The 24,680-nt window shown below is 54.0% G+C and carries 28 protein-coding genes, 2 tRNA genes and 1 pseudogene; 23 read left to right on the forward strand and 8 right to left on the reverse strand.

Features of this window, described 5'->3' with window-relative positions:
- Positions 1 to 129: 129 nt before the first annotated feature.
- The 5 genes from yihA to rpmH form a co-directional block, all read right to left on the reverse strand.
- Positions 130 to 777 (reverse strand): ribosome biogenesis GTP-binding protein YihA/YsxC, encoded by a 648-nt coding sequence (yihA, locus tag PUV47_RS09290; RefSeq protein WP_274218250.1) that lies wholly within the window; start codon positions 775 to 777, stop codon positions 130 to 132.
- Positions 778 to 837: 60 nt separating this feature from the next.
- Complete coding sequence (locus tag PUV47_RS09295) at positions 838 to 1,476, reverse strand: CatB-related O-acetyltransferase (RefSeq protein WP_274218251.1); 639 nt, start codon at positions 1,474 to 1,476, stop codon at positions 838 to 840.
- A 211-nt stretch (positions 1,477 to 1,687) separates the two neighbouring features.
- Complete coding sequence (yidC, locus tag PUV47_RS09300) at positions 1,688 to 3,496, reverse strand: membrane protein insertase YidC (RefSeq protein ID WP_274218252.1); 1,809 nt, start codon at positions 3,494 to 3,496, stop codon at positions 1,688 to 1,690.
- A complete protein-coding gene (gene rnpA / locus PUV47_RS09305) occupies positions 3,486 to 3,929 on the reverse strand; it encodes a ribonuclease P protein component (RefSeq protein WP_274218253.1) in 444 nt (147 codons plus the stop codon). Before rnpA ends, yidC begins: the two co-directional genes overlap by 11 nt.
- A gap of 67 nt (positions 3,930 to 3,996) precedes the next feature.
- Complete coding sequence (gene rpmH / locus PUV47_RS09310; protein WP_274218254.1) at positions 3,997 to 4,131, reverse strand: 50S ribosomal protein L34; 135 nt, start codon at positions 4,129 to 4,131, stop codon at positions 3,997 to 3,999.
- Between the two features lie 375 nt (positions 4,132 to 4,506).
- Here rpmH and PUV47_RS09315 point away from each other — a divergent pair, with 375 nt between their 5' ends.
- From PUV47_RS09315 to PUV47_RS09340, 6 genes are all read left to right on the forward strand, one after another.
- The gene (locus PUV47_RS09315; protein WP_274218255.1) at positions 4,507 to 5,340 is read left to right on the forward strand and encodes a TVP38/TMEM64 family protein; all 834 of its coding nucleotides are present in this window, start codon (positions 4,507 to 4,509) and stop codon (positions 5,338 to 5,340) included.
- A 59-nt stretch (positions 5,341 to 5,399) separates the two neighbouring features.
- Entirely contained in the window at positions 5,400 to 6,833 is a 1,434-nt protein-coding gene (locus PUV47_RS09320) for a dihydrolipoyl dehydrogenase family protein (RefSeq protein ID WP_274218256.1), read from the forward strand.
- An 82-nt stretch (positions 6,834 to 6,915) separates the two neighbouring features.
- Positions 6,916 to 8,442, forward strand: a complete 1,527-nt coding sequence (locus PUV47_RS09325) for a sensor histidine kinase (protein WP_274218257.1) — start codon at positions 6,916 to 6,918, stop codon at positions 8,440 to 8,442.
- 204 nt (positions 8,443 to 8,646) lie between these two features.
- A tRNA-Arg gene (locus PUV47_RS09330) sits at positions 8,647 to 8,723 on the forward strand.
- Between the two features lie 86 nt (positions 8,724 to 8,809).
- Positions 8,810 to 8,886, forward strand: a tRNA-Arg gene (locus PUV47_RS09335).
- Positions 8,887 to 9,010: 124 nt separating this feature from the next.
- Entirely contained in the window at positions 9,011 to 9,601 is a 591-nt protein-coding gene (locus PUV47_RS09340) for a nitroreductase family protein (protein ID WP_274218258.1), read from the forward strand.
- Positions 9,602 to 9,605: 4 nt separating this feature from the next.
- Here PUV47_RS09340 and mog read toward each other — a convergent pair whose 3' ends face one another.
- The gene (mog, locus tag PUV47_RS09345; RefSeq protein WP_274218259.1) at positions 9,606 to 10,130 is read right to left on the reverse strand and encodes a molybdopterin adenylyltransferase; all 525 of its coding nucleotides are present in this window, start codon (positions 10,128 to 10,130) and stop codon (positions 9,606 to 9,608) included.
- A 174-nt stretch (positions 10,131 to 10,304) separates the two neighbouring features.
- Here mog and PUV47_RS09350 point away from each other — a divergent pair, with 174 nt between their 5' ends.
- The 7 genes from PUV47_RS09350 to PUV47_RS09380 all read left to right on the forward strand — a co-directional run bounded on the left by PUV47_RS09350 (position 10,305) and on the right by PUV47_RS09380 (position 15,030).
- The gene (locus PUV47_RS09350) at positions 10,305 to 10,817 is read left to right on the forward strand and encodes a glutamate synthase-related protein (RefSeq protein WP_274218260.1); all 513 of its coding nucleotides are present in this window, start codon (positions 10,305 to 10,307) and stop codon (positions 10,815 to 10,817) included.
- Complete coding sequence (locus PUV47_RS09355) at positions 10,804 to 11,025, forward strand: hypothetical protein (protein ID WP_274218261.1); 222 nt, start codon at positions 10,804 to 10,806, stop codon at positions 11,023 to 11,025. The genes PUV47_RS09350 and PUV47_RS09355 overlap by 14 nt, the downstream gene beginning before the upstream one ends.
- 2 nt (positions 11,026 to 11,027) lie before the next feature.
- On the forward strand, positions 11,028 to 11,195 hold the full coding sequence (locus PUV47_RS09360; RefSeq protein WP_274218262.1) for a hypothetical protein: 168 nt from the start codon (positions 11,028 to 11,030) through the stop codon (positions 11,193 to 11,195).
- A 119-nt stretch (positions 11,196 to 11,314) separates the two neighbouring features.
- On the forward strand, positions 11,315 to 12,265 hold the full coding sequence (locus PUV47_RS09365) for a Rieske (2Fe-2S) protein (RefSeq protein WP_337994498.1): 951 nt from the start codon (positions 11,315 to 11,317) through the stop codon (positions 12,263 to 12,265).
- The gene (locus PUV47_RS09370) at positions 12,246 to 13,025 is read left to right on the forward strand and encodes a hypothetical protein (RefSeq protein WP_274218264.1); all 780 of its coding nucleotides are present in this window, start codon (positions 12,246 to 12,248) and stop codon (positions 13,023 to 13,025) included. Before PUV47_RS09365 ends, PUV47_RS09370 begins: the two co-directional genes overlap by 20 nt.
- A gap of 112 nt (positions 13,026 to 13,137) precedes the next feature.
- The gene (locus tag PUV47_RS09375; RefSeq protein WP_274218265.1) at positions 13,138 to 13,686 is read left to right on the forward strand and encodes a heme NO-binding domain-containing protein; all 549 of its coding nucleotides are present in this window, start codon (positions 13,138 to 13,140) and stop codon (positions 13,684 to 13,686) included.
- A gap of 6 nt (positions 13,687 to 13,692) precedes the next feature.
- On the forward strand, positions 13,693 to 15,030 hold the full coding sequence (locus tag PUV47_RS09380) for an ATP-binding protein (protein ID WP_274218266.1): 1,338 nt from the start codon (positions 13,693 to 13,695) through the stop codon (positions 15,028 to 15,030).
- Positions 15,031 to 15,044: 14 nt separating this feature from the next.
- On the opposite strand, the gene PUV47_RS09385 is transcribed toward PUV47_RS09380, so the two are convergent.
- Positions 15,045 to 15,506 (reverse strand): NUDIX hydrolase, encoded by a 462-nt coding sequence (locus PUV47_RS09385; RefSeq protein WP_274218267.1) that lies wholly within the window; start codon positions 15,504 to 15,506, stop codon positions 15,045 to 15,047.
- 364 nt (positions 15,507 to 15,870) lie between these two features.
- Here PUV47_RS09385 and kynU point away from each other — a divergent pair, with 364 nt between their 5' ends.
- The 6 genes from kynU (at position 15,871) to PUV47_RS09415 (ending at position 21,964) form a co-directional block, all read left to right on the forward strand.
- On the forward strand, positions 15,871 to 17,079 hold the full coding sequence (gene kynU / locus PUV47_RS09390; RefSeq protein ID WP_274218268.1) for a kynureninase: 1,209 nt from the start codon (positions 15,871 to 15,873) through the stop codon (positions 17,077 to 17,079).
- Positions 17,080 to 17,330: 251 nt separating this feature from the next.
- Positions 17,331 to 18,104: an ABC transporter ATP-binding protein gene (locus PUV47_RS09395; protein WP_274218269.1), complete on the forward strand. Its 774-nt coding sequence runs from the start codon at positions 17,331 to 17,333 to the stop codon at positions 18,102 to 18,104.
- A complete protein-coding gene (locus PUV47_RS09400) occupies positions 18,104 to 18,826 on the forward strand; it encodes an ABC transporter ATP-binding protein (protein WP_274218270.1) in 723 nt (240 codons plus the stop codon). Before PUV47_RS09395 ends, PUV47_RS09400 begins: the two co-directional genes overlap by 1 nt.
- 4 nt (positions 18,827 to 18,830) lie before the next feature.
- Complete coding sequence (locus PUV47_RS09405; RefSeq protein WP_274218271.1) at positions 18,831 to 19,703, forward strand: branched-chain amino acid ABC transporter permease; 873 nt, start codon at positions 18,831 to 18,833, stop codon at positions 19,701 to 19,703.
- Between the two features lie 11 nt (positions 19,704 to 19,714).
- On the forward strand, positions 19,715 to 20,704 hold the full coding sequence (locus PUV47_RS09410) for a branched-chain amino acid ABC transporter permease (RefSeq protein WP_274218272.1): 990 nt from the start codon (positions 19,715 to 19,717) through the stop codon (positions 20,702 to 20,704).
- A gap of 57 nt (positions 20,705 to 20,761) precedes the next feature.
- Positions 20,762 to 21,964, forward strand: a complete 1,203-nt coding sequence (locus tag PUV47_RS09415) for an ABC transporter substrate-binding protein (protein ID WP_274218273.1) — start codon at positions 20,762 to 20,764, stop codon at positions 21,962 to 21,964.
- A 62-nt stretch (positions 21,965 to 22,026) separates the two neighbouring features.
- Here PUV47_RS09415 and hemP read toward each other — a convergent pair whose 3' ends face one another.
- Positions 22,027 to 22,185 carry a hemin uptake protein HemP gene (hemP, locus tag PUV47_RS09420; RefSeq protein WP_274218274.1) on the reverse strand — a complete coding sequence of 53 codons (159 nt, stop codon included), beginning with the start codon at positions 22,183 to 22,185 and terminating at the stop codon, positions 22,027 to 22,029.
- Positions 22,186 to 22,591: 406 nt separating this feature from the next.
- Here hemP and PUV47_RS09425 point away from each other — a divergent pair, with 406 nt between their 5' ends.
- From PUV47_RS09425 to PUV47_RS09440, 4 genes and pseudogenes are all read left to right on the forward strand, one after another.
- Entirely contained in the window at positions 22,592 to 23,308 is a 717-nt protein-coding gene (locus PUV47_RS09425; RefSeq protein WP_274218275.1) for a MotA/TolQ/ExbB proton channel family protein, read from the forward strand.
- Positions 23,309 to 23,716 carry an ExbD/TolR family protein gene (locus PUV47_RS09430; protein WP_274218276.1) on the forward strand — a complete coding sequence of 136 codons (408 nt, stop codon included), beginning with the start codon at positions 23,309 to 23,311 and terminating at the stop codon, positions 23,714 to 23,716.
- Positions 23,713 to 24,105, forward strand: coding sequence for an ExbD/TolR family protein (locus PUV47_RS09435; RefSeq protein WP_274218277.1), 393 nt, complete (start codon positions 23,713 to 23,715; stop codon positions 24,103 to 24,105). Before PUV47_RS09430 ends, PUV47_RS09435 begins: the two co-directional genes overlap by 4 nt.
- Positions 24,102 to 24,680 (forward strand): annotated as a pseudogene (locus PUV47_RS09440) (hypothetical protein); the annotation flags it as partial. The gene PUV47_RS09435 and the pseudogene PUV47_RS09440, both read left to right, overlap by 4 nt.

The following is a 24,680-nucleotide window of genomic DNA, read 5'->3' on the forward strand; positions in this document are numbered from 1 at the left end:
GATTGGCCCGCCAGATTTGCGGGGTCTTAATTTAGCATTGGCAAATATAGAGGTTCATACGGCGCAGTGGGTTGCCTCGGCTCGCATGCGTGGAGCAGATGACAATCAAATCCCCGTGATCAGGAAGCCTTACTGATTAGCGAGTTTGTAAACCTCGGCCCGCACTTCCGGAAGACCCCAGCCCTTCTCGGAGGATGTCGAAATAACTTCCGGATAAGCGGCAGGGCGGCGCGACAGCTTTTGCAAGGTTTCTTCTTCAACGCGCTTGAGCTGGCCCGGCTTCAGCTTGTCGCCCTTGGTCAGGATGACTTGATAGGGTACAGCCGCCTTGTCTAGCACTTCCATTGCATCGAGGTCGTTCTTCTTGAGGCCATGCCGGCTATCAATAAGCGTAAACACGCGGCGCAGTGTCGCCCGGCCCCGAAGATAGTCGAAGACAAGATCAGTCCAAGCATCGACGAGGCCCTTAGGAGCCTGCGCGTAGCCATAGCCCGGCATATCAACCAGATTGATTGGACTTTCAGGAGCCGTGAAGAAGTTCAGCATCTGTGTGCGACCGGGCGTGTTTGACGTGCGCGCCAAACCCTTGCGCCCGGTAAGTGCGTTGATAAGGCTGGACTTGCCAACGTTTGATCGCCCTGCGAAGGCGATTTCAGGCAAGTTCAGCGGTGGCAATTGCTCCAGTTGGGCAACGGAAGTCAAGAAATCCCACTCACGCGCAAAGAGAAGGCGGCCTGCTTCCAGCAGTTCTTTTTGTTTTTCTTCTTCAGGTGTCATGAGAGGTCTTCCGGTTCGGTCCGTGGTCATCTTACAGCAAAAGCGTTGGTTGGAGTGCTGTTACACTGCGTTCTCCAAAGCCGCAAGGTCTGCACCACGAATTGCGGCGAGGTTTCGCGAAATTTTATCAATGGGCCAGTCCCACCACGCAATCTCCAGAAGCTGCTCGATGGTTTTGTCACAAAAACGCTTCTTCATCACCTGCGCGGGGTTACCTGCTGCAATGCAGTAGGGCGGTACATCTTTCGTGACCACGGCATAAGCGCCAATAATAGCCCCGCTTCCGATGGAAACGCCCGGCATGATTGTGGCCCTACGTCCAATCCAGACATCATTGCCGACAACGGTGTCGCCCTTCTGGGAGGATGTAAAAGTTGAAAAATCGACACCCTCTTCCCATCCGTGTCCGAAAATGTTGAAGGGATAAGTCGAAAAGCCGCCAAGAGCATGGGTCGCCCCGTTCATGATGAACTGCGTTCCGGTTGCCAGCGCGCAGAACTTGCCAATCACCAACTCATCGCCAATAAAGTCAAAATGATAGAGTACGTTTCTGTTCTCAAAGTCAGAGGCGTTGTCATCATCATTGTAGTAGGTGAAGTCGCCAACCTTGATGGTTGACCGGCTGATGACGTTCTTCAGAAAAACAGTATGTGGCTCGCCATTAAGCGGAAGCCGCGTCGTAGGGTTCGGACCAGGCATGGTGCCTCCATAAATAAGCTGCAGTTGCGGGAAATGCGTCTCGACAGAGATGCATCATTCTCGATTGTCAGCTTACTTGTCCACTGAACCTACTCCTGTTGTGGTGGTGGCTTCACGTGTCGCACGCTTGAGCTGCTTGCGCAAGTCGTTGGCGCACAAAAAAAGCGCGGCTCAGCGGCCGCGCTTCTATGGGTTGCCTGAAAGGCTCGCGTTACTTTGCGTCGCCACCTTCAGAAGACTTCTTACCGAACATGCCCTTCAAGTTGTCGAAGAGCTCCAGCTTCACTCCTTGACGGCGCATGATCACGCCCTGCTGAAGGATAGAGAGGAAGTTGTTCCATGCCCAGTAGATCACCAAGCCTGCAGGGAACGTCGCCAGCATGAAGGTGAACAGAACTGGCATCCAGTTGAAGATCATCTGTTGCGCCGGTTCGGCAGGTGCCGGGTTCATCTTCATTTGCAGGAACATGGTTACACCCATGATCAGCGGCCAGATGCCAATCATCAACATTGCTGGCGGATCCCAAGGGATCAAACCAAACAGATTGAAGATGGTGGTTGGGTCCGGTGCAGAAAGGTCCTGAATCCAGCCAAAGAATGGTGCGTGACGCATTTCGATGGTAACAAACAACACCTTGTAGAGGGAAAAGAAGACAGGGATCTGGATCAATACCGGCAAACAGCCTGCAAGCGGATTGATCTTCTCGGTCTTGTAAAGCTCCATCAGCGCCTGCTGCTGCTTTTGCTTGTCGTCCTTGTACTTCTCGCGGATCTCGTTCATCTGCGGCTGTACGAGCTTCATTTTACTCATGGAGACGTAGGACTTGTTCGCCAGCGGGAAGAAGATGGCCTTGACGATCACAGTCACGACGAGAATAGCCACGCCGAAGTTGCCAAGCACGGAATACAGCGCGTCGATAACCCAGAACATAGGCTTGGTGATGAAGTAGAACCAGCCCCAGTCGATCATGAGATCGAAACTCTGGATGCCCTTTGTTTCTTCATAGCCGTCAATCAGGCTAGAGACTTTTGCGCCCGCATAGAGGTCACCGGTCATTTCTGCGGAGCCGCCTGCAGGAACGACGGTCGCGTCTCCCAGATAGTCAGCTTGGAAGTTGTCACTAGCCTGACTGTAAGAGAAGCTAGACTGGTAGCTCGTGCCAGGTGTTGGGATCAGCGTTGCCGCCCAATACTTGTCGGTGAAGCCCAGCCAACCCTGATTTGCCTTTGCAGGACGGATCGCACCACCTTCAACGAGATCCGAGTAGTCGATTTCCTTGAGGCCTTCTTCGCCGATGACGCCGATGAGGCCTTCATGCAGAACGAAGTAACCTGTGGTTTGCGGTTCACCTGTGCGTACCACAAGACCGTAGGGGTAAAGGGTGACCGGCGTATCAGTCGCGTTCTCTACAGACTGTGTGACGGTGAACATGTAGTTCTCGTCAACGCTCACAGTGCGTTTGAACGTCAGGCCTTCGCCGTTGTCCCAGGTCAGGGTCAAAGGGGTTGATGGGGTCAGCTCTCGGGAACCTTCGACGCTCCACTCAGTGTCTGTGCCCGGAAGGTTTACGTCTGCGCCCGGATCAGATACCCAGCCATACTCAGCATAATATGGCTTTGGGCTGCCCTTCGGCGACAGCAGGATGACGGTGTCGCTGTTGGGATCTGTCGTTTGGCGGTAGTCCTTCAAGTGAAGGTCGTCAAACTTGGCGCCAATCAGGTTGATGGAGCCAGAGAGGCGAGGGGTGTTGAGCTCGATGCGTGGAGACTGGGCAATCGCAGTTTGGCGGCTGACCTGTGTCTGAGCTGCCGTCTGCGCGCCCGGGCCTTCCGGTGCGGCGGAGCCATCTGGATTAACGACCGGCGCGTTGGAGCCGCTCTGCTGCTCTTGTTGTGCAAGCTGAGCCTGCTGTTCGGCCTGCTGGCGTTCCAGTTGTGGCCCGGCGTAAAAGAACTGCCATGCCAGCAGCACGCCCAGCGACAACACAATCGCCAGAATCATATTCCGATTATCGTTCATCGACTAGATCACTCGTGTTTGAACTGGTGAATGTTTGCACCCGCGTTTGTTCTTGAGAACGGCCCCCACCTGAGGCTTTACGTTCGCTGTCACTTTTGCGCGGTTTAGGTTTCTTAAATGCGTTATATATGCTGCCGGTGAGGTCTTGAACCAATTTATCGAATGGTTGTGACAACGCACCACGCCGACCAATGAGGACATAGTCCGCCCCATCCTCTGCCGCACGGGCCCCTGCGATGGCAATCGCAGCTCGCAATCGGCGTTTGATCCGATTCCGCTCAACAGCATTTCCGGTTTTTTTGGTAACCGTGTAACCGACCCGAGGGTCTCCGCAGCCGCGTGTTTTGGCTGCCTGAAGCACAAAAGCACGCCGAGATGTCCTTCCGCCTTTGGCGACGGTCAGAAACTCGGAGCGCTTTTTGAGTGTTTTCATAATTTTAACTGCGGCGGTTGTGACAAAATGTGAAAAACTGTCTCGCCGCCGCACAGCGTCGTCGTAATTATGCGCTCAGACGCTTACGACCCTTGGCGCGACGACGTGAAAGCACCTGGCGACCGCTCTTGGTGGCCATGCGTGCGCGGAACCCGTGACGCCGCTTGCGAACGAGGCGGCTTGGTTGAAAAGTACGCTTCATTTTATTCTACCCAATGTTCAAAGCTTAAGCTTTGAAGGAATTTTAAGTTGGACCGCACTGCCCAAGTGAACCTTTTCAGGTCAGGTCATAGAAATATGACGGCGAGGGATGCGCATCCTAGTCGGGGGCGCTTATATTAGCCGCAGCGGGGCAAGTCAATATAAGGCGGGCCGGAAAATGCCATTCCAAGGCACTTTAACTCTCAAGAAAACCTAAGCCACCTCCAAGGTTCTTCAGGACTCTGGCGTTTCACAAAAGCCCACGAACCTGTGATTATCCCGGATCACAGAAAACCTGTAGGTCTTAGAAGGGTATGGAGCGGCGCAAAGGATTCGCTGAGTCTCACTGGCGAGGTTCTCGCAACGCGGAAGGCACATGTTAGAGCCAGGGGCAAAAGGCAGGTTCGTGGTGACACGAGACGAACAAGAACACGCATCGCCGAAAAGCACCAGCATCGGAGCAAAGCTGAAACGCTGGGCGCCGATCCTCGTGCTTGTCGTTGTCATGCTGGTCGGGTTGTCCTTTGGCTGGCATGAGCATCTGTCGTTGAGCGAAATCATTCGCAATCAACAAGTGCTGCAGGGCTGGGTTGCATCAAACCCGGTTTTGGTAGGGCTCGCTTTTTTGGTGATCTATGTGGGTGCTGTCGCGGTGTCCTTTCCCGGGGCATCCTTCATCACCATCGCCGGCGGCTTCATGTTCGGCTGGCTTGCTGGTGGGCTGATCGCGGTTGTGGGAGCAGCAACTGGAGCCACCATATTGTTTCTGGCCGCGCGCACTTCGGTTGGTGCGGCGTTGAAAGAGCGGGCTGGTCCTTTCGTTGACAAGATGGCGTCAGGTTTTAGAGAAAATGCGTTCAGCTATCTGCTGTTCTTGCGTCTCACGCCTGTGTTTCCGTTCTGGCTCGTGAACATCGCGCCCGCATTGTTTAACGTCTCCTTGCCAGTGTATCTGGGGGCGACATTGATCGGCATCATACCCGGCACCTTCGCCTATGCCTTTGTGGGTGCTGGCTTGGGCAGTGTGATTGAGGCGCAGGAAGCACTCAATCCCGGATGCGGTGCTGCGGGCACCTGCGAGGTGGAGCTAAGTGCGCTCATTACACCGGAACTCATCTGGGCGCTTGTCGCACTCGGTGCAGTGGCGTTGATCGCTCCGGTTGTTGGGCTCGTGAGAAAGCGCCGTAGATCCGCAAACGGTGCAAAATAGTTCCAAATCCAATTATCAATTTAAGCTTTTAGTCGTTGCTGCGTTTGAAGGTGGGATCCATGCAAAAAACAATTTTAACGCCCGACATTTGTGTGATTGGCGCGGGTTCCGCTGGATTGACTGTCGCAGCAGCTGCGGCCGCATTCGGTGTTGAAGTTGTGCTCATAGAGAAAGACAAGATGGGCGGAGACTGCCTGAACTACGGCTGTGTTCCTTCAAAGGCGCTCATCGCCGCAGGCAAGGCTGCACAGGCTCACAGGAATTCTGCCAAGTATGGCGTGAAAGCAAACGAACCCTCAATTGATTTTGCCGCTGCAAACGCGCATGTACGCAACGTAATTGCAGCAATTGAGCCGCACGACTCGGTTGAGCGCTTTGAGGGGCTTGGTGTCAACGTAATCCAATCCGCGGCGCGCTTTGTTGATGCTGAAACCGTTCAAGCTGGCCACTATCTGATCAAGGCACGCCGTTTCGTCGTCGCGACCGGCTCTTCAGCCTTCGTGCCGCCCATTGCCGGGCTGAATGAAGTCCGGTATCTGACCAACGAGACGTTGTTTGATCAAACCAATCGCCCCGATCATCTGCTGATTATTGGCGGTGGTCCAATTGGCATGGAGATGGCGCAGGCGCATCAACGTTTGGGCTCCAAAGTTACGGTTATTGAGGCGTCAAAAGCACTGTCCAACTCTGATCCCGAGTTCGCGGCGATAGTTATCGAGCGTCTCAGGGCCGAAGGGGTTGAGATCAGGGAGGGCGCAAACGTCGAAAAGGTCGAGAAGAGTGAAAGCGGTGTTCGACTGACGCTCAAGCAGGCCAATGGCACAATTGACTACGTTGATGGAACGCACCTGCTTGTTGCCGCTGGTCGCTCGGCCAACATCACCAATCTTGGTTTGGATGAAGCAGGCATCAAGACCCACAGCAAAGGCATAGAAGTCGACAAGGGGTTGCGCACAAGCAACAAGAAAGTCTATGCAATTGGCGATGTTATCGGCGGGCTGCAGTTCACCCATCTCGCCGGAGCGCATGCGTCGTTACTGGTGCGTACCTTGCTGTTTCGAATGCCGGTAAACCATCACAAACTGGTGATTCCCTTTGTCACCTACACAGAGCCGGAACTTGCGCATATCGGCATGACCGAGCAGGAAGCACGCCAGGTTTACGGTGATGGTCTCAAGGTGCTCACGGCGGATTTCTCAGGAAATGACCGGGCGCTTGCGGAGGGCAAAACCGTCGGCAAGGTGAAGCTCATCGTGGGAAAGGGCGGCAGGCTCGTAGGGGCGGATATCGTTGGCCCTCAGGCGGGTGAGCTGTTGGCCCCGTTAGCGTTGATGATTTCAAAAAAGATGCATGTGAAGGCCCTTTTGGACCTGATGCTTCCGTACCCGACATTGACTGAGGTCTTGAAACGAGCGGCGCTGTCTTACTACGCTGGCGCGGCCGAAAACCCATGGGTACGCCGTCTTCTGGCATTCTTGCGAAAGTTCGGTTGAATGACAAGGATATGGCACGTTGCAGTGCCTTGGTGATCTGATAAAACTAAGGTGACTTCGGCGATCAATTAAAGTTGGCAGCGTGCAGGATCTAAAGAAGAACTCAAACACTGGTGAAGCACAACAGGGGGCAGAGCGCCCAAGCGGGCGGCGCACTGGCTTTGGGCTGTCCAGTAAGCTGTTGGTTCTGACCATTCTTTTTGTGATGATCAGCGAGGTCTTGATCTTTGTTCCCTCAATCGCGAACTACCGCAACAACTGGCTTCAAGACAACTTGGCCGTTGCTGGTGTTGCGGCATCCCTCATTGAGGATGCAGGGTCCGTTTCAGAGAGTGTGCAGCATGAGCTGCTAGAGGCAACAGGCGCGCTGGCCATCTCATATAGCCACGACGGTATGCGGCGCCTGATTGCCATGAGCGAAAAGCCGGATGGGTTTGCCGCGACAATACGCATGGAACAAGAAACGCCATGGTCTGCAATCGCCTGCAGTTTTGAAACACTGCTCGGCCTCAAAGCTGGCAACATCCGTGTGATCGGAGATGTGCGCATGGGGGCGGGGCAGGTGGACATGGTGATCCCGGTTGCCAAGATGCGTGCGGACTTGCTGGCTTACTCCCTGAATATTCTCCAGTTGTCGCTGGTTATCTCGATAATAACCGCAACGCTGGTGTATTCCTCCCTGCGCTGGCTCTTTCTTCGCCCCATGCAGCGCCTCACCAGTTCTATGGACCGATTTGCCCGCGACCCCGAAAACAAGGGTGAAATCATATCGCCCTCCAACCGCGCCGATGAAATTGGAGAGGCGGAGCGACAGCTCGCGGCAATGGAAACGAAGCTAAATCAGGCCTTGAAGCAGCAACGCAAGCTGGCAGATCTGGGCCTTGCTGTTTCCAAGATAAACCATGACCTGAGAAACATCTTGTCCTCTGCGCAGCTGTTCATCGAGCGTCTGGAAGGGTTGCCGGACCCAACCGTGCAGCGCATTGCGCCAAAGCTGCTGGCAACACTGGATCGCGCCACAAGCTACACCAAGGCCGTAATGTCCTATGGGAAGGCTCAAGAGGCGGAGCCAAACATCAGGGTAATCCGTTTGGCAGACGTTGTGTCGGATGTGGAAGAGGTGCTCGGCCTTAGCGGCAATGATGACATCTGCTTTGAGAGCCATATCTCTGAGGATCTGGAAGTCAACGCAGACCCTGAGCAGATCTTTCGTGTGATCATGAACTTGTGTCGGAATGCGGTTCAGGCCATGCAGGAAGACAAGACAGTTGATGCATCTGTCATCAAGCGCATCACGGTCGATGCCGAAGTGCGTGGTGACAGGATAGAGCTTCTTATCTCAGATACGGGGCCGGGTGTGCCGGAAAAGATGCGCGAAAACCTGTTCCGCGCTTTCCATACTTCGGGCAAGGCCGGAGGCACGGGGCTGGGGCTGGCTATCGCCGCTGAAATCGTAAAGGCCCACCAGGGAACACTTTCCTTGAAAGAAGACGGTTGCCCAGGAGCCTGCTTCGTTATTTCTCTGCCGCACCGCGAGCAGCCGAAAAAGAGGGGCACAATCACTCGCCTTTTCCCGAAGGATACGCAGATTTCGGCTGGTGGCGACTGAGAGAGGTTACGTAATTCACTTTAAAAAACAGAGAATAAGCCCTGAACGAACGGTGCTGGCTTACTGTTTTTGTCCACGTTAAATTGCATCTGCATATCTTTTTCCCCAAAACATAGGGACTGACAAAAAAAAGATACAAAAGCGCTTGCCAAGTGTCAGCATCAGGGATAGATAGAGCCCCGTTCCGAACGGAACACACGGCACGCACCGGTAGCTCAGCTGGATAGAGCACCAGACTACGAATCTGGGGGTCGGGAGTTCGAATCTTCCCCGGTGCGCCATTTCTTCAAGCCTTCCTTGAGTATTCAAGACGTCTTGTTGAAGCATTGCATAGCCTCTATGGTTCAATGCAGGCGATGCCTCATATGCACCGGTAGCTCAGCTGGATAGAGCACCAGACTACGAATCTGGGGGTCGGGAGTTCGAATCTTCCCCGGTGCGCCATTTCCCCCCAAAAAAAGCTATATTCTCAAAGCAGGCTGGCCGTATCGGTTTGCTGCCCTTTTGTTGTGTTTTTAAGCGCTCAGCCGTAACTTGTGGTTCGTGCAACGCATTGAGAAACCATCATATGTCCCGGACTGCGGTTACTCCTGAAAACCTTATCGAACTCCTGGAAAGCCGTGTTTCGGCTTCTTTAAAGGCAATGGACGGTAGCGGGCCATCTGACGAGGAAGTGGAGCAGCTGATTGCTGCAGCTGCTACTGCGCCGGATCATGGACGTCTCACGCCCTATCGCTTCATGAAGGTAAGCATGGAGGGACGTCGGCGTTTAGGAGATCTCTTTGAAGCTGCCCAAAAGGAACGCAACCTTCATGCCTCGCCGGAGACGTTGGAACGGGCCCGGCAAAAGGCCTACCGCGGGCCATGTCTCCTCGTCCTGATCGGCTGTATTCGAAGTGAGTTGGAAACGGGTATTCCGGAGGATGAGCAGCTTGTAACAGCGGGTGCAGCCCTGCAGAACCTGTTGGTTGCTGCCACTGCGATGGGATATGCCAGCCGGGTCACCAGTGGGCGGGGCGCCAGATCTCCTTTGTTTCACAAAGGGTTGGGGCTACAGGAGAACGAGCGCTTTCTCTGTTTTGTTTCTCTCGGCCACGTGGCGCTGCCAAGGACAGCGAAAGGCAGACCTGAACCTTCAAGTCTGCTCTCCGAGTTCTAACGGCCTATTTGTTCTTGGGGCGAAACACCTTGATCACGTCAGGGTTGGTGTCAATTCGTCCAGCGCCAATAAGATCAAGGCAATAGGGTACAGCCGGGAACACGGCATCAAGGCATGTCTTGATGGCGGCTGGCTTGCCCGGCAAATTGATGATCAAGCTTCTGCCCCGAATACCTGCGGTCTGACGTGAAAGAATGGCGGTTGGCACTTCCTCCAAGCTCACCTTGCGCATCAGCTCTCCAAAGCCAGCCAATTCTTTTTCCATGACGAGTGCCATGGCTTCCGGCGTCAGATCTCTAGGAGCTGGCCCAGTGCCGCCTGTTGTAAGGATCAGGTCGGCGCAAACATCGTCACAAAGCTCGATCAGGCAGTCCTTCACGCTCTCAATACCGTCAGGAATGATGCGTGTAACCGGCTCCCACGGCATGGAGAGTGCATCTCGCATATAGGCCATGATTGCTGGGCCGCTTTTATCTACATACTCTCCCGAAGTCGCCCGGTCTGAAATTGTAACGGCTGCAATCTTCACGCCTCTGCCCTCCTGCTGCAAAAGAACCTTTCCTGTTGCGTAGCATCCGACGTGGGTTGGTCAAAACACAAATTAGTAACTTAGATTTGTATCTTCCAAAAAAATAAGAGCCTGACCTTGCCGGAAAGCTGGCCTACGGTCTTCAATGACGTTACGTCAACAAAAGGTCCGCCAATGCAAAAGAAAAAAATAGCCGCGTTCAGCGAATTGGAAGATCGTAAACCCTCCCATGCCCTTGTTGCAAATGTGGATCTTGTCCTTGTCAAATATGATGATGAGATCTCCGTCATGTATGGCCGGTGCCTGCACCGAGGTGCGATAGAACCGCAACAGTTTGCCGAGTTCGCCGAGGAAGTACGTGAGGAAACCGAAGGGATCCCCATTGGTTGCAAACTCTCAGCTCAGCACATCGAAAAGGACAGTGATGCGGCGTTGGCGGTAGGCGTGGACTACATCATTCTGGACGAACGCGGCGGCGGTACTTGGGCAGCACCAAGTTTGTTTCGAGATAACATCTCCGTTCCCACCATTCCGGCACTTGCCCAGGCGCGCGGGCATCACCGCTTGTCAGAGTTCAACATCGACGACCTTTGCACTTGGAAAGAGGAAATCACCAAACTTTCCGGGATTTCATTCAGTGGCGTGAGTTTTGATGACATGGGGAGGGAGTGGAATGGCCGTTGCTGAGATGCTGTTGGAAATATTGATCTACTACGCTCTCTTAGGCTTCATGGTTGCCATCGTCTTTCTGATCTTTGGCATCGGCAAGGTGGAACGGGCCGCCAAGGGCGCATACTTCTTCCGGCCACAATTGATCCCCGGCATCATGTTGTTGTGGCCAGTGGTGATTTATCGCTGGCGAAAGCTGGCCCAGTCACCTGAGCAGGAGGGTTAGCCATGCAACGCAGACAACGTCGCGCCCATCAAGTCATCTGGTGGTTCCTAGCCATCCTTATCCCTGTGGTGGTTGCGATCGCAGTATTCAGTAATCCGACTGGCAATTCTCAGCAGCCTGCGGAGCCGCTGGATGACCGAGCCAAACAGGTTGAGGGAGGCCAAGGGTGAGCCACAAGTACATTCCGGTCATTTGGAACCGAACCAAGATTGTCTATGACATTGTCGCGGTGGCTTGCATCGCAGCTTACCTAGGAGTCTACTTGTATGTAGCACCGCTTTTTCAGACCGTGACCCTTCCCATAGACGCGCTCATTTATCGAGCTCAAGCTTATGGCACCTGTGTTTTTTTTCTGCTCACAGTCATTTTGTGCATTGGCCCGCTGTCCCGCTTAGACACGCGTTTTTTGCCTCTGCTTTACAACAGGCGTCACCTCGGAGTGATGACTGCGTGCCTCGCGGTAGTGCATGTAAAGTACATCCTGGATTGGTACTACGCCTTCTCTCCGACAGATCGGTACGTGGCGGTTCTGGCTTCAAACACCAGCTATTTTCAGTTCCTTGGTTTTCCCTTCGAAGTGTTGGGACTTGCAGCACTGTTGATCCTCTTGGTGCTGGCCACCACAAGCCATGACTTCTGGCTCCATTTTCTGGGGCCTCCCCTTTGGAAGACGCTTCATATGGGCATCTATTTTGCCTACGCGCTTGTCGTCTTCCATGTTGCGCTTGGGGCGCTGCAAAGCGCTGCCGGTCCGGTTATACCCCTGGTGGTTGGTGCGTCAGCGTCCCTTGTGATCACGTTGCATTTGCTAGCCGCACGCAAAGAACGGTCAACGGAAAACGACGTGCCGCTTGAAGCTGACGACACACCGTGGGTGGTTGTGGGAGATCCAATGCAGATCCCCAACAAGCGAGCACAAATCGTTGCGCTGAAGGAAGATGAAAGGGTTGCCGTGTTCCGCGACGGCGACAAAGTCTCCGCCATATCCAACGTGTGCGCTCACCAGAACGGACCGCTTGGGGAAGGGAAGATAGTCTATGGCTGCGTAACCTGCCCTTGGCATGGCTATCAGTATCGGGTTGAAGACGGCTGTTCGCCGCCGCCTTTTACTGAAAAGGTCCCCACATATCGCCTGAAGCTGAAAGGCAATCTCCTTTTATTGGACCCCATTGCCTTGCCAGCGGGAACCTACATTGAGCCAGTTGTTGTGGGAGGCGTTCATGCAGCAGAAAAAGCCTAAGGGTAAACCGGACCCGTTTTTTATCGGGTGGGCCAAAAAGCCTCCCAAGCTATTGCAGGGCTTTTTATTCTTTGTCTCCGCTGTTCTCGTGGGCGGGGCGGCTGGTGTTGCTTTCAGCATTGGCGCGTCTGTCCCTGATCCTGGCAACGGCACGTTCTTGTGGAGTGCCGGCTATCAGACCATGACCGGTGTTGTTGAAGCCAAACCCTATCCGGTCTTGCGCTTGCCGCCGAGTGAACCGGGAGGCGAACCGCGGGCACTTCTTTTGTCCGGGGTCGGCAAGCGAGGCGTTCAGGGATTGGCCGGGCCCCTCGATGGAAAACAAGTCGATGCAGGCGGGGTGCTGCTCAAGCGCGGCACAATCGAAATGCTGCAGGTCGGCGGCCAAGTGAAGTTACGCGCGGCAGAGACCCCTCTCAATAGCTTTGAACCGCAGCCCGCCGAAGATCTTGGAAGGTGGCGTCTTTCTGGTGAGGTTTGCGATGGCAAATGCTATGTTGGCGCCATGCGCCCCGGCGTGGGGCTTGCGCACAAGGCCTGTGCCAACCTGTGTCTCATCGGCGGGGTTCCGCCTGTCTTCGTCAGCACCAGTCCCGTCGATGGCAGCAGCTTCTTTTTGCTTGCCGATGCGCAGGGCAATCCAGTGCCTGAGGATCTGTATGACCTCACGGCCCTGTTCATATCCCTTGAAGGCGAAATAGAGCGCCGCGATGATCTGTTGATCTTCAAGGCAGATCTGACGACGGCCAAGCGCCTATAGCTTCAAACGGGTGTGCCAGTTTCTTGCGTGTTAATCACTTCTTTTCATTCTTTACCTAAGGTAGGAAATTGGATTGCAGCAACGCCTTAAAACAACAAGAACAGGGGCGAACATGCTTGGTGTCGTTTTTTCAGAATTCATGGAAATGGTGGAAGAAGAGTTTTCGCCTGACGTGGCCGATAGGGTCATGGAGCAAGTCGAGGACATGTTGCCCAGCGGCGGTGCTTACACGGCTGTAGGGGAGTACCATCACAGCGAAATTCTAACGTTGATCGGTCAACTCAGTGCAGACACCGGGGTGCCTGTCGAGGACTTGGTCGAAAAATTTGGGCGATATCTCTTTGCCCGGTTCGCCGTGCTCTACCCAGAGTTCTTCCAAGGCGCGGACGATGCATTCACCTTCCTCGGTACAATTGAAGACTACATCCACCGCGAAGTGCGGAAATTGTATCCGCATGCAGAGCTTCCAAGCTTCGATTGCGATCGACCGAGCGACGCAGTTCTTATCATGCATTACGAGTCCAAACGCCCATTTGCGCCATTGGCACATGGCCTTATTCATGGCTGTATCGATCACTTTGGACAGGAAATTGTGGTTCATATGGACATGCCGGAGGAGAAGGCTGGCAGCGCCGCAACATTTACCCTCAGGCGGACGTGATGACCGATGGATGCTTTCCGACTGCAAAGGCGTTTAGAGCGCGAGCGAAAAGCCCGCAAAGAGGCTGAGCGCCTATTGGAAAACAAGGCGCGTGAGCTGTACATGGCCAACCAGGCCCTTTCACAGACGCTGGAAGACCTTGAAGAACGCATTTCCTTGCGTACCCAAGAGTTGAGGCAAGCAACCCGCATGGCTGAAGAGGCAAACCGGGCAAAATCCGAGTTCCTTGCCAACATGAGCCACGAAATCAGAACGCCACTTAACGGCATCATCGGCATAAGTGAACTGCTTCTCGATACCGAACTCGATGAAAAGCAAGGTCAGCTCGCCGGTATGATTCAGGACTCCTCCAACGCATTGCTTGAGATTATCAATGACATCCTAGATTTTTCCAAGATTGAAGCCGGTCATATGAATGTACACACCGGCTACTTCAACCTCGAAAGCGTGCTGCAGGCTGTTTTCAGCATCAACTACCATCGCGCCATGCGGAAAAAACTGAAATTGGAGCTCCGCTACTCCCCCGTGCTACCTCGGACTTTCATCTCAGATCAGGCGATGGTGCGTCAGATTTTCTCCAATCTGGTGAGCAACGCGGTGAAATTTACTGAAGTGGGCAGTGTAAACATTACCGTCTCTGATAAAGCTCAACTCGTTCCGGATGGTATTCGAGTGGAGGTTGCAGACACAGGTATCGGGCTTGCCAATGAAGACCTGACAACGATCTTTGAAAAGTTCCGGCAGGTAGAAAGCGGAGCAAGCCGCAAATATGCTGGCACCGGGTTGGGCCTGACCATCACAAAGTCATTGGTTGAGTTACTAGGTGGGCAGATCATCGTGACATCGCAGAAGGATGTCGGCACCACATTTGTGGTCGAGCTACCTCTGAGCGCGGCAGAGGGGGACCACAGTGTGTTGGACGCTGGTTTACATGAGGCTCGCAAAGGGCCGGAAAAGAAACTGCCTGAGGGCATGCGCATTTTGATCGTGGAAGATACGTTAACCAACCAGATGGTGATGAAGGCCTATCTGGAAACAGAGCCGCTTGATGTCGTTCTTGCCAAAGATGGTCGCTCAGCAGTGGAAGAGTTCAAGAGACAAAAGCCAGACCTCATCTTCATGGATGTTTCAATGCCGGAAATGGATGGCTACGAAGCGACCGAAATGATCCGTACCAACGAATTGCAAACGGGTGCCGAGCGTACCTGCATCGTAGCGCTGACCGCCAACGCAACGGAAGAGCACAAACGTAAGTGCCTGCAAGCGGGTATGGATGATTATCTCTCCAAACCGGTCACAAAGGGCAGTGTAATGGGGAAACTCATAGAGTGGTTAGGAGCCTGAGGTGAAGTTTCACCTCAGGCATGTTCCAATTCCGCTTCCCATTCTATGAGAAGCTTTTTCAGGCCGTCCTCATCAACGAGATCAGCAGCATCAGAGAAGGAGAACCATTTGCGGTTTCTTTCATCCTTTTCCGGCCAGCGCTTCATCTCATCTTTGACCTTGAGGGGGTATACGCTTACCTCGCAAAGCACAGGGGCCTTGTCACCGCGCAGCTTCACATAATGGTATTTTCCAATTTTCTTGGACCCAATGTTACCTTTTATGCCAGCTTCTTCGTAAGCTTCTTGTTTTGCAGCTTCGGCGTCAGTTTTGCCCTTCATGGGCCAGCCCTTTGGGATAACCCAGCGCCTTGTTTCGCGCGAAGTGATAAGCATGACCTCCGGACGTCCTTTTTTGCCCAAGCGGAAAGGTAGAGCCGCGCATTGCACGCCCTCCTCAAAGAATGGGTGTTTGGAATGGACGATAGGTTTGCTCATCCTGGTGAATTCCTAGTGCTGGGCTCGAAAGAGCCCATCCTTTCATTTCATTCAGTGATATTTGTCTAGATATTTGCTCTATTATTATAATTCTCAAGTGCGGTGAAACACTGCTTTTGTCGACCAAGGGCCTATCTGCCGCAACGGCTATATGGGCCAAAGATTAATTTCGTAGGCGCATAAATCCAAAAATGCCGAAGGGCAAGGTGAAAATTTCTCTCGGATCAGCGCATAAAAATCCCTTGTATCACCTCCCTTATACCGGGAAATTGCTTAGCAGTGCAAATCTCGGGGTGAACTTATTGAGTTCCTAATTGGTAATATTGCGTAAGGTAACGCATCTGGCAGAAGTTATTCAGGGGGAATGGTGCGAAAAACACACACAGACTTTGAGGCAACGAAACGCCTCTTCAAGCTTCCGGGTTCTTTGATATACCTCGACGGTAATTCTTTGGGCGCAATGCCGAAAAACGTCTCCGAACGGGTTCAAAAAACAGTGGATGAACAATGGGGCGTGAGTCTTATCCGAGGCTGGAATGACCATGGTTGGGTTCATAAACCCTCAAGCATTGGGGATCGCATTGGAAAACTCATCGGGGCCGAAAACGGGACTGTGCTTTGTGGCGACAATACGTCCATCAACGTGTTTAAAGCGCTCGCCACGGCTGTGAAAATGCGGCCGGACCGGCACATCATATTGTCTGATACGGGCAACTTCCCAACGGACTTGTACATGGCTCAAGGCCTTTCAAGCTTGTTGGAGCAAGGGCATGAGTTGCGGCTCGTCGAGCCGGAGGACGTGGAAGCGGCTTTGGATGAGACGATCGCGGTGATGATGCTCACCGAGGTGGACTACCGCACAGGTCGCCGTCACAACATGAAGAGCCTCACAGCAAAAGCGCATGAAGCGGGCGCGTTGACGCTTTGGGATCTTGCGCACTCTGCAGGTGCATTCCCGGTACACCTCGATGCATGTGAAGCCGATTTCGCAGTTGGCTGCGGGTACAAATACCTCAACGGTGGCCCAGGGGCTCCAGCCTTCGTATATGCTGCAAAGCGTCATCACGAAGCCATGACCACGCCTCTTGCCGGGTGGTGGGGACACGAAACCCCTTTCTCATTTGATCTGGACTATCGTCCGGCTTCTGGCATCAACCAAATGCGGGTTGGAACGCCTTCCGTACTGGCCATGGCGGCCATGGAGGCCGCTCTGGATCTTTGGGATTTGGTGAGCCTTGACGATGTACGCATACGCTCTGTCGACCTGTGCGAGCTGTTCATTGCCGAGGTGGAACGCCGCTGCCCGGAGTTGACACTTGCCAGTCCTCGAAACGCCGAAGACCGAGGATCTCAGGTCTCGTTCCATGCTGAAGAAGGTTATGCCATCATGCAGGCGCTCATTGCTGATGGCGTGATCGGCGATTTTCGAGCGCCTGATATTATTCGCTTCGGTTTCACACCTCTTTACATCGGCCCAGAGGACGTCGTTGGGGCAGCAGAGGCTTTGGAAAGAATTCTCAAGGAACGGCGTTGGGATCGGCCTGAATTTAAAGTGAAAGCTGCCGTAACCTAAATATCCGACGTATGCGCGAAAAAAAGTCATCTACTTGCTGAGAAATTGTCGGGTGTTTGGTTAGGTGGTTTTACTGGTTCATCCTGCGAAAAGCTGCTAGATCTTTAAAAAGAAAAACAAAACCAGAGATTTTATCAGGCATACAAAACGATTTGGTTCGCGAAAAAGCGGGCCCATAGCGTTTACTCCAGATGGGGAACGGGGGCAGAGTTGGCGCCATAAGCTGACCTGCCCCCTATTGGGGAGAGAGAATGCTTCAGGTCGAGGGGCTGACAATGAACTTCGGCGGCTTTACTGCCGTCAACAAGTGCTCGTTTTCGATTGGTGCTGGAACAATAACAGGTCTTGTTGGGCCCAATGGCGCGGGCAAAACCACTCTGTTCAACCTGATTGCCGGGGCGTTTCAGCCCACGTCAGGCAAAATCCGCTTTCAAGGCAAAGATGTAACGAAGCTTTCGACGGATCAATTGTTCCACCAGGGGCTGGTGCGGACGTTCCAGATCCCTCACGAGTTTCACCGGCTCTCCGCCCTTGAAAACCTGATGATGGTGCCGCCAGCGCAGAAAGGGGAGACCCTGCTGTCAAACTGGTTGCAATTTGGTGCCGTGAAAGCGCAGGAAAAAGAGGTGCGCGCACGTGCATGGGAAACGCTTGAGTTCTTGGAACTCACTCAGGTGGCCTTTGAACGCGCGGGCAACCTGTCCGGTGGTCAAAAGAAGCTACTTGAGCTCGGGCGTACCATGATGACGGATGCCAAGCTGGTGCTGCTTGATGAGCCTGCAGCCGGTGTAAACAGAACGCTGCTGCGCAAACTGGAAGAGAAGATAGAAATCCTAAATAAGGAGCGTGGATTTACTTTCATGCTCATCGAACACGACATGGAGATGATCGAGAAGCTCTGTTCTCCAGTCATCTGCATGGCTGAAGGTTCGGTTCTGATTGAGGGAGATTTCCAGACAGTACGTTCTGATCCGCGCGTCCTTGAAGCTTATCTTGGCGAAGTCGCCTACGGGGAGACAGCCTGATGCTGCAAAAGGCGACGAGCCACGTGCTTGCCATGCAAGAAGTTCGCGGAGGCTATGGAGATGCGGACATTCTCCATGGTGTTTCCATTGAGGTGGCCGAAAAAGAAATTGTTGTCATTGTCGGCCCGAATGGGGCGGGCAAATCAACGGCCATGAAAGCCATTTTTGGCCTGTTGAAAGTCCGTGGGGGCTCCATCATGGTTGATGGCACAGACATCGCCGGATGGACGCCAAACCGCATTGTTCAGCACGGAGTTTGTTACGTGCCGCAGGTCAACAACGTCTTTCGCGAGATGACTGTGCATGAAAACCTTGAGATGGGGGCGTTTCTAAACAAGGGCGACTTCACCGAGGCGTGTGATCGTGTCTACGCTTTGTTTCCAGATCTTAGAGAGCGCCGCCGTGCCCTAGCTGGGAACCTGTCCGGCGGCCAACGTCAAATGGTCGCCATGGGGCGAGCCTTGATGCTGAGCCCCAAACTGTTGCTGCTGGACGAGCCGACTGCGGGCTTGTCGCCAAAGTACATGGAGCAGATTTTCGAGATCACCCGCGGTGTGCGGGATTCCGGCGTATCCATTTTGCTGGTTGAACAGCACGCCAAACAGGCCCTGGCGTTTGCGGACCGTGGTTATGTGTTGGCTGCGGGGCAAAACCGCCATGAGGGTCGGGCCGCTGATCTGCTTGCAGATCAGGAGGTCGCTGAAATGTTCTTGGGCGGGTAGGGCAATGACACTGCTGGAACTGATAAACTTTTATCTCATACCGGGTGTTGTGCTCGGTTCAATTTACGCACTGGGCGCTGTTGGCATCACATTGGTCTTCGGCATTTTGCGGTTCGCGCACCTGGCCCACGGGGACCTTGCGACTTTCGGGGCGTTTGCCGCGTTGGCATTGGTTGCCGTAGGGGGCGTCAATGTCTGGGTTGCCTTGCCACTTGCCATGGCCATCTGCGGCGCGGCGGCGATTGGCATCGACAAGTATTTCTACGACTACCTCAAAGAACGGCCGAAGATTCTGACCGTGATGGCCTCTCTCGGCATTGCCTTGATGCTGCGTGCCATAGTGCAGGTGGTGTGGGGCGTTGATACGGAAACATACACCCGCGGAATTGTGCGCCCGGAGACTTACTGGGGTATCCGTATTCGCGATCGAGAGCTTTATACGGTTATTGCCATGCTCGGCATTGTGGCAGTGCTCTGGTTCTTCTTGAAGAACACCAAATGGGGCAAGGCCATGCGGGCGATGTCTGACAACCCTGATCTGGCTTTGCTTTCTGGCGTCGACAACCGCAAGGTTACCATGCTCACCTGGATGATCGTTGGCATGCTGTGTGCTGCCGCTGGTTTCTTCCTCGGACTCAACACCGAGCTCAAGGCGCTTATGGGTTGGACCATGCTGTTGCCCATGTTCGCTGCAGCCATTCTGGGCGGCGTGGGCCGCGTCGAAGGGGCTGTCATTGGCGGGTTGATCATCGGCATCGTTGAAGAGATGTCTGTGCTGTTCATCCCGACAGAATACAAGGCCGCGCTCGCCTTCGCCATTTTGTTGATCATCCTGCTTGTACGTCCTACCGGGCTGCTCAAGGGCAAGGTTCTGTAAGGAGGTCGCTCATGGAACTTATCGGACTTGCCAACTATGCTGTTTACATGGCGATTTTCATTGGCATCTACGCCATTCTTGCGCTGGGCCTGAACATCCAGTGGGGCTTCACAGGTTTGTTCAACGCGGGTATCGCGGGTTTCTTCGCTGTCGGCGCTTACGTTTCGGCAATCCTGACGTCGGCCGATGTTGCAAACCGAATTGGTGGATTTGATCTGCCCATCGTTGTGGGATGGATCGGCGCCATGGTTGCCGCAGGCCTGATTGCCTGGCCCATTGGCAAAATTTGTTTGCGTTTTCGCTCGGACTATCTGGCCATCGCCACCATCGGTATCGCCGAAATCATTCGATTGGTCGTGAAGTCAGAAGGCTGGATGACGGGCGGTGCCCGTGGCGTCAACAATGTGCCGCGCCCATTTGGAGACCTGGAGTATTTTCAATCTCAGCTCGCCTACATGCTCATGGTCTTCTTAATCCTCGGCATCGTTTACTTCCTCGTCGAGCGGCAGATCCATGCGCCATGGGGCCGCATGATGCGCGCTATCAGGGACAATGAAGCCGCCGCTGCGGCCATGGGTAAAAACATCGAGCGCCGTCGCCTCGAAGCCTTCATTTTCGGTGCTGCCATCATGGGGCTGGGCGGTGCCTTGTTCGCCCACTTCAACCGGTCCATCACACCCGAGGCGGTTGATCCAATGGTCGCCACATTCCTTATCTGGATCATGCTGATCCTCGGTGGGTCGGGGAATAATCGCGGTGCGATCCTCGGCGTTGCAGTGGTCTGGATCATCTGGTCCATGTCGGAGATGATTACCGATCAGCTGCCGCAGGAATACGCCATCAAAGCCAAGTACATGCGAGTGTTCATCATTGGCTTGATGTTGCAGCTTGTGCTGCGGTTCCGTCCGGAGGGGATTTTGCCGGAACCGCAATACACCGATGAAACAAACAAGGAGAAGGTGCAAAGGGGAAGCCCAGCTTCCGATGCACCCACCACTTAGCGATCGAGTGGCCCGATTCTGGCCAAAACAACAAGATCCAACCGGAGGTTTGTGAACATGAAGCTTACTTCACTTGCATTCACGGCAGCTCTTGCAGGAGCTACCGCCCTTACGTCACACACTGCACTGGCAGACGTTAAAGTTGGCCTGCTTGGCGGTGTTTCGGGGCCGATTGCAGCAATGGCTCCGCCAATGCTTGATGCCGCGCAGCTTGCCTTCCAGCAGGTCAATGAACAAGGTGGCGTTGCTGGTGGCCAGATGATTGAGGCTGTCGTTGGCGATAGTGGCTGTAATCCGCAAAACGGCGTGGACAGCGCAACCAAGCTGGTAAACGTAGAGCAGGTTGTTGGCCTGGTTGGTCCGCAGTGCTCCGGCGCGGTTATTGCGGTCGCCAACTCTGTTTCCGTGCCTGCTGGCATTGCTTTGTTGACGCCATCTGGCACATCTCCGGAAATCACCAGCATCGAGGACAAAGACACCGTTATGCGTACCGTGCCATCTGATGACTATCAGGGCCGGGCGCTTGCGCGGGCGCTTTTGGAGCGGGGAACCAAGAAGGTTGCTGTCGCCTATTTGAACAACGACTATGGTACTGGCCTGGCTGAATCTTTTAAGGCTGAGTTTGAAGCCAATGGTGGCGAGCTTGCTGGATATGCCGCGCACGAGGAAGGCAAGGCGTCCTACCGCTCAAACCTTGCAGCGTTGACACGTGATGGCGCCGACACCCTTGTAATTTTTGACTATGGTGACGGCACAGGTCTAACCATTCTGCGCCAAGCGCTTGAGAATGGCTTCTTTGAAAACTTTGTTGGCGGCGACGGCATGAAGTCTGAAGCCATCATCAACGAACTTGGGGCCGAGAACCTGACGACATTTGTTGCGTCCTCACCGGTAGGTACAGCATCCAGCAGTCTCGATCTGTTCAATGATGCTTTTGCCGGTATCGGCGGAGACCCGAACGCAATTTTTGTGACCACGTCATATGATGCAGCCTTCCTCATGGCGTTGGCTATTGAGAAAGCTGGCGGCGACAAGGCCGCAGTCGCTGCAGCTCTGCGTGAAGTTTCAAATGGTGAAGGTGAACCGATTCTTCCGGGTGAATGGAAGAAGGCAACAGGCCTCATCGCAGAAGGTAAGGCAATTGATTACAAGGGTGCCTCAGGTGACCTGGACTTTGACGAAAACGGAGATGTCCCCGGTGCCTACGCCATGTTCAAGGTTTCAAATGACACTTTCGAATCTATTGGTGAGATGAAGTAAGCAGTCCTACGCTGTGGAAGAACGCGCGCCGGTCCTGATACACAGGGCCGGCGTTTTTATGCCTACTTGGTCAGAATCAATTTGCCGAGTTTGGTGATGGTAAGGCGGTACTCATCATCGTTGTGCGAGATCTTGATCTCACGCGTGCCTTTGAAAAGTGCCTTACTATCAATCTTCTGAGTGCTTTCGCTATCAGTTCCTTGATGAGCGATCCTAGTCATTTCTCAGCCCCGTTTCTTCGACAAGTTAGCATCCTCCGGTTGTTGCCGGATATTTATAACTTGACTTTCATACTCATATTTAAGTAAGAAAGCAACGACTGTTTGCCAATGAGTGTCATTCGCGTCTGACACTGGCAGGCAAAGTCATGCCCGAACTCAGTAGCCAGCCACCCGCTCCTCCCTCGTCGGCAAGCCAGCTACACTTTTCTGAATGTCGGGGTCATCTCCGTAGAGGCCTGCACAAAACCCCAATAAATGATAGGGGTGTTGTCTGCGGGCATCTTGGTGTTGAACGTGAGGTCTTGCGCTGCTCTAGCTGCGTCTGGCAGGGGCTAGACAATTTTGGATAGTTGATCAGCGGGTGGTTGAAGCATCCGCTTCCTGGGGATTGGAAAAGGAATATTCCGTGCTGTCATCTGTCGCTGCGTCGGGGTACGGCGAGTTTTTGGGGCCTCTGGTTTCCTTGCTGGAGAAAGGTGGCTCGGTTGTCGGATTATTGCTTGTGCTCAGTCTGGCCGCCTCGACTCTCGTTGTGGCGAAACTCATTCAGTTCGTCCGGGCCGGTATCGGTCGGCACGCTCGCGCGAAGACGGCGGTAGAGCTTTGGCGCAAGGGATACATGGATGATGCGTATCGTATGGTAGCGCTCCACCGGTCTCCGGTGTCTGATGCCGCTGCTCACACCATGCGCGGTCTCCGCAACCCTTCGCTCGATAAGGCTCTCATCCGCGAAGATGTTGAGCGTATTTGCCTGACGCATTTGAACAGCCTGCGCAGTCACTTTCGTGCGCTGGAAATGATTGCACAAATCGCACCTCTTCTTGGCCTGTTCGGTACGGTGCTCGGCATGATCAATGCATTTCAGGCCATGGCAGATGCCGGAGCGCAGGTAAACCCCGCCGACCTTGCCAGTGGTATTTGGGTTGCGCTTTTGACCACGGCGGTTGGCCTGGCTGTTGCAATTCCGTCTTCTGTCTTGCTCACCTTTTTTGAAAGCCGGGTCGAGCGGGAACAGGCTGCAATGGAATTGGTTGTGACACACCTGTTTACTGGAGCCGCAACGGAAGACGATCATGCGGTTGTTTCTGTGCGCGAACGTAAGGCGAAGCTTGAGGTCGCCTAGATGCAGCTCGGAAACACCCGTCGCCGCAGTCGTGCGCCGTCGCTCACATCGCTCATTGACGTCATTTTTCTGCTCCTCATGTTTTTCATGTTGGCCTCAACATTCTCCATCTATCAGCGGATGGATGTGTCTTCCGGTGCCTCGGGCGAGAGTGAACAAGCGCAAAAACCGGTGATCATCAGGGTGCAAAATGCAGAGCTCGTAGTTGTTGATGGCATAGAAGTCTCCGCCGAAGGTCTTGGCGCGCATCTGGCCGAGATGGACCTTGCCAAGACGCAGTTGATTGCCGTTCTGCCGGAAAGCGAGTCGGTTGTTCAGGACGTCGTTAGCGTTCTTGAGCTGGTTACAAATGCAGGCTTCAAGCCGACGCTGGTCGGAAGCTCCAGCACGTCGGAGGCGGCGAAATGAGGCTCAAAACCACAAAGAAGAAAAGTGCCTTTGAGAGCACCATCCCGCTTATAAATATTGTCTTCCTCATGCTCATCTTCTTCATGGTGGCAGGCACCATTGATACGGATGTCGCCCGCGATATTCATCCGCCTCAGGTATCTGGTGAGGATGAGCGAGACCGTGTGGCCAACGCTCTGGTGATTGATGAAGAGGGCATTTTTCATTTTCAGGACGCGGTGATCGCGCCGGAGGACCTTGCAGCCGTCGTGGATCAGGGAGAGGAGCAATCTCTTCTGATCATTGCGGATAAAAAACTCAAGGGCACTGAACTCACAGCGATGCTCAAAGATTTAAAGGCCGCGGGCATTCAGAAGATTGAACTGGTGACGGTGAGAGCAACCCAATGAACAAAAAGGGGAGTGGGCTCGGCTGGGGTGTGCTGACCGTAAGTCTGATGGTGTCTGTTGGTGCGCATGCGCTCCTTCTTTCGCGCTGGAAAGTTGAGAGTGATGAAGTCTTGATGCGCGGGGGATCCGGCATCACCATCGCGCTTGCCGGTTCGCTGGAGGACCTGATCGCTGGCCAGGATGAGACAGTGGCCCCTTTAGATGGCCAGTCGGAGCCTGATCCGAAGCCCGAACCCGTTGAAAAAGAGGTTCAGCAAGATCCGGTTGAGCAGGCCGAACGGGAAGCTCCAGTCGAACTTGACAGACCCGAGCCAGAGCCGGTGGAAAAGGCAGAGAAGGTTGAGATCGAGCAGCCCGTCGAGCAGGTCGTAGAGCCTCCGCTGCCGGTTGAGGTTACGCAGGCTCAAGAGATCGCAGCGCTGCAGCTTGGCGATGAAGTCGCCGAAATGATGCTGCCTGAAGCCGTTCTTGAACAGAAAAATGAGCCCGAAGACCAGACAGAACCCGAGCAAACGAACACAATTCCAGAGCCAGAGCCAGAGCCAGAGCCAGAGCCAGAGCCAGAGCCAGAGCCA

The organism is Pseudovibrio exalbescens (assembly GCF_028737195.1).
GTDB lineage: Bacteria > Pseudomonadota > Alphaproteobacteria > Rhizobiales > Stappiaceae > Pseudovibrio > Pseudovibrio zosterae.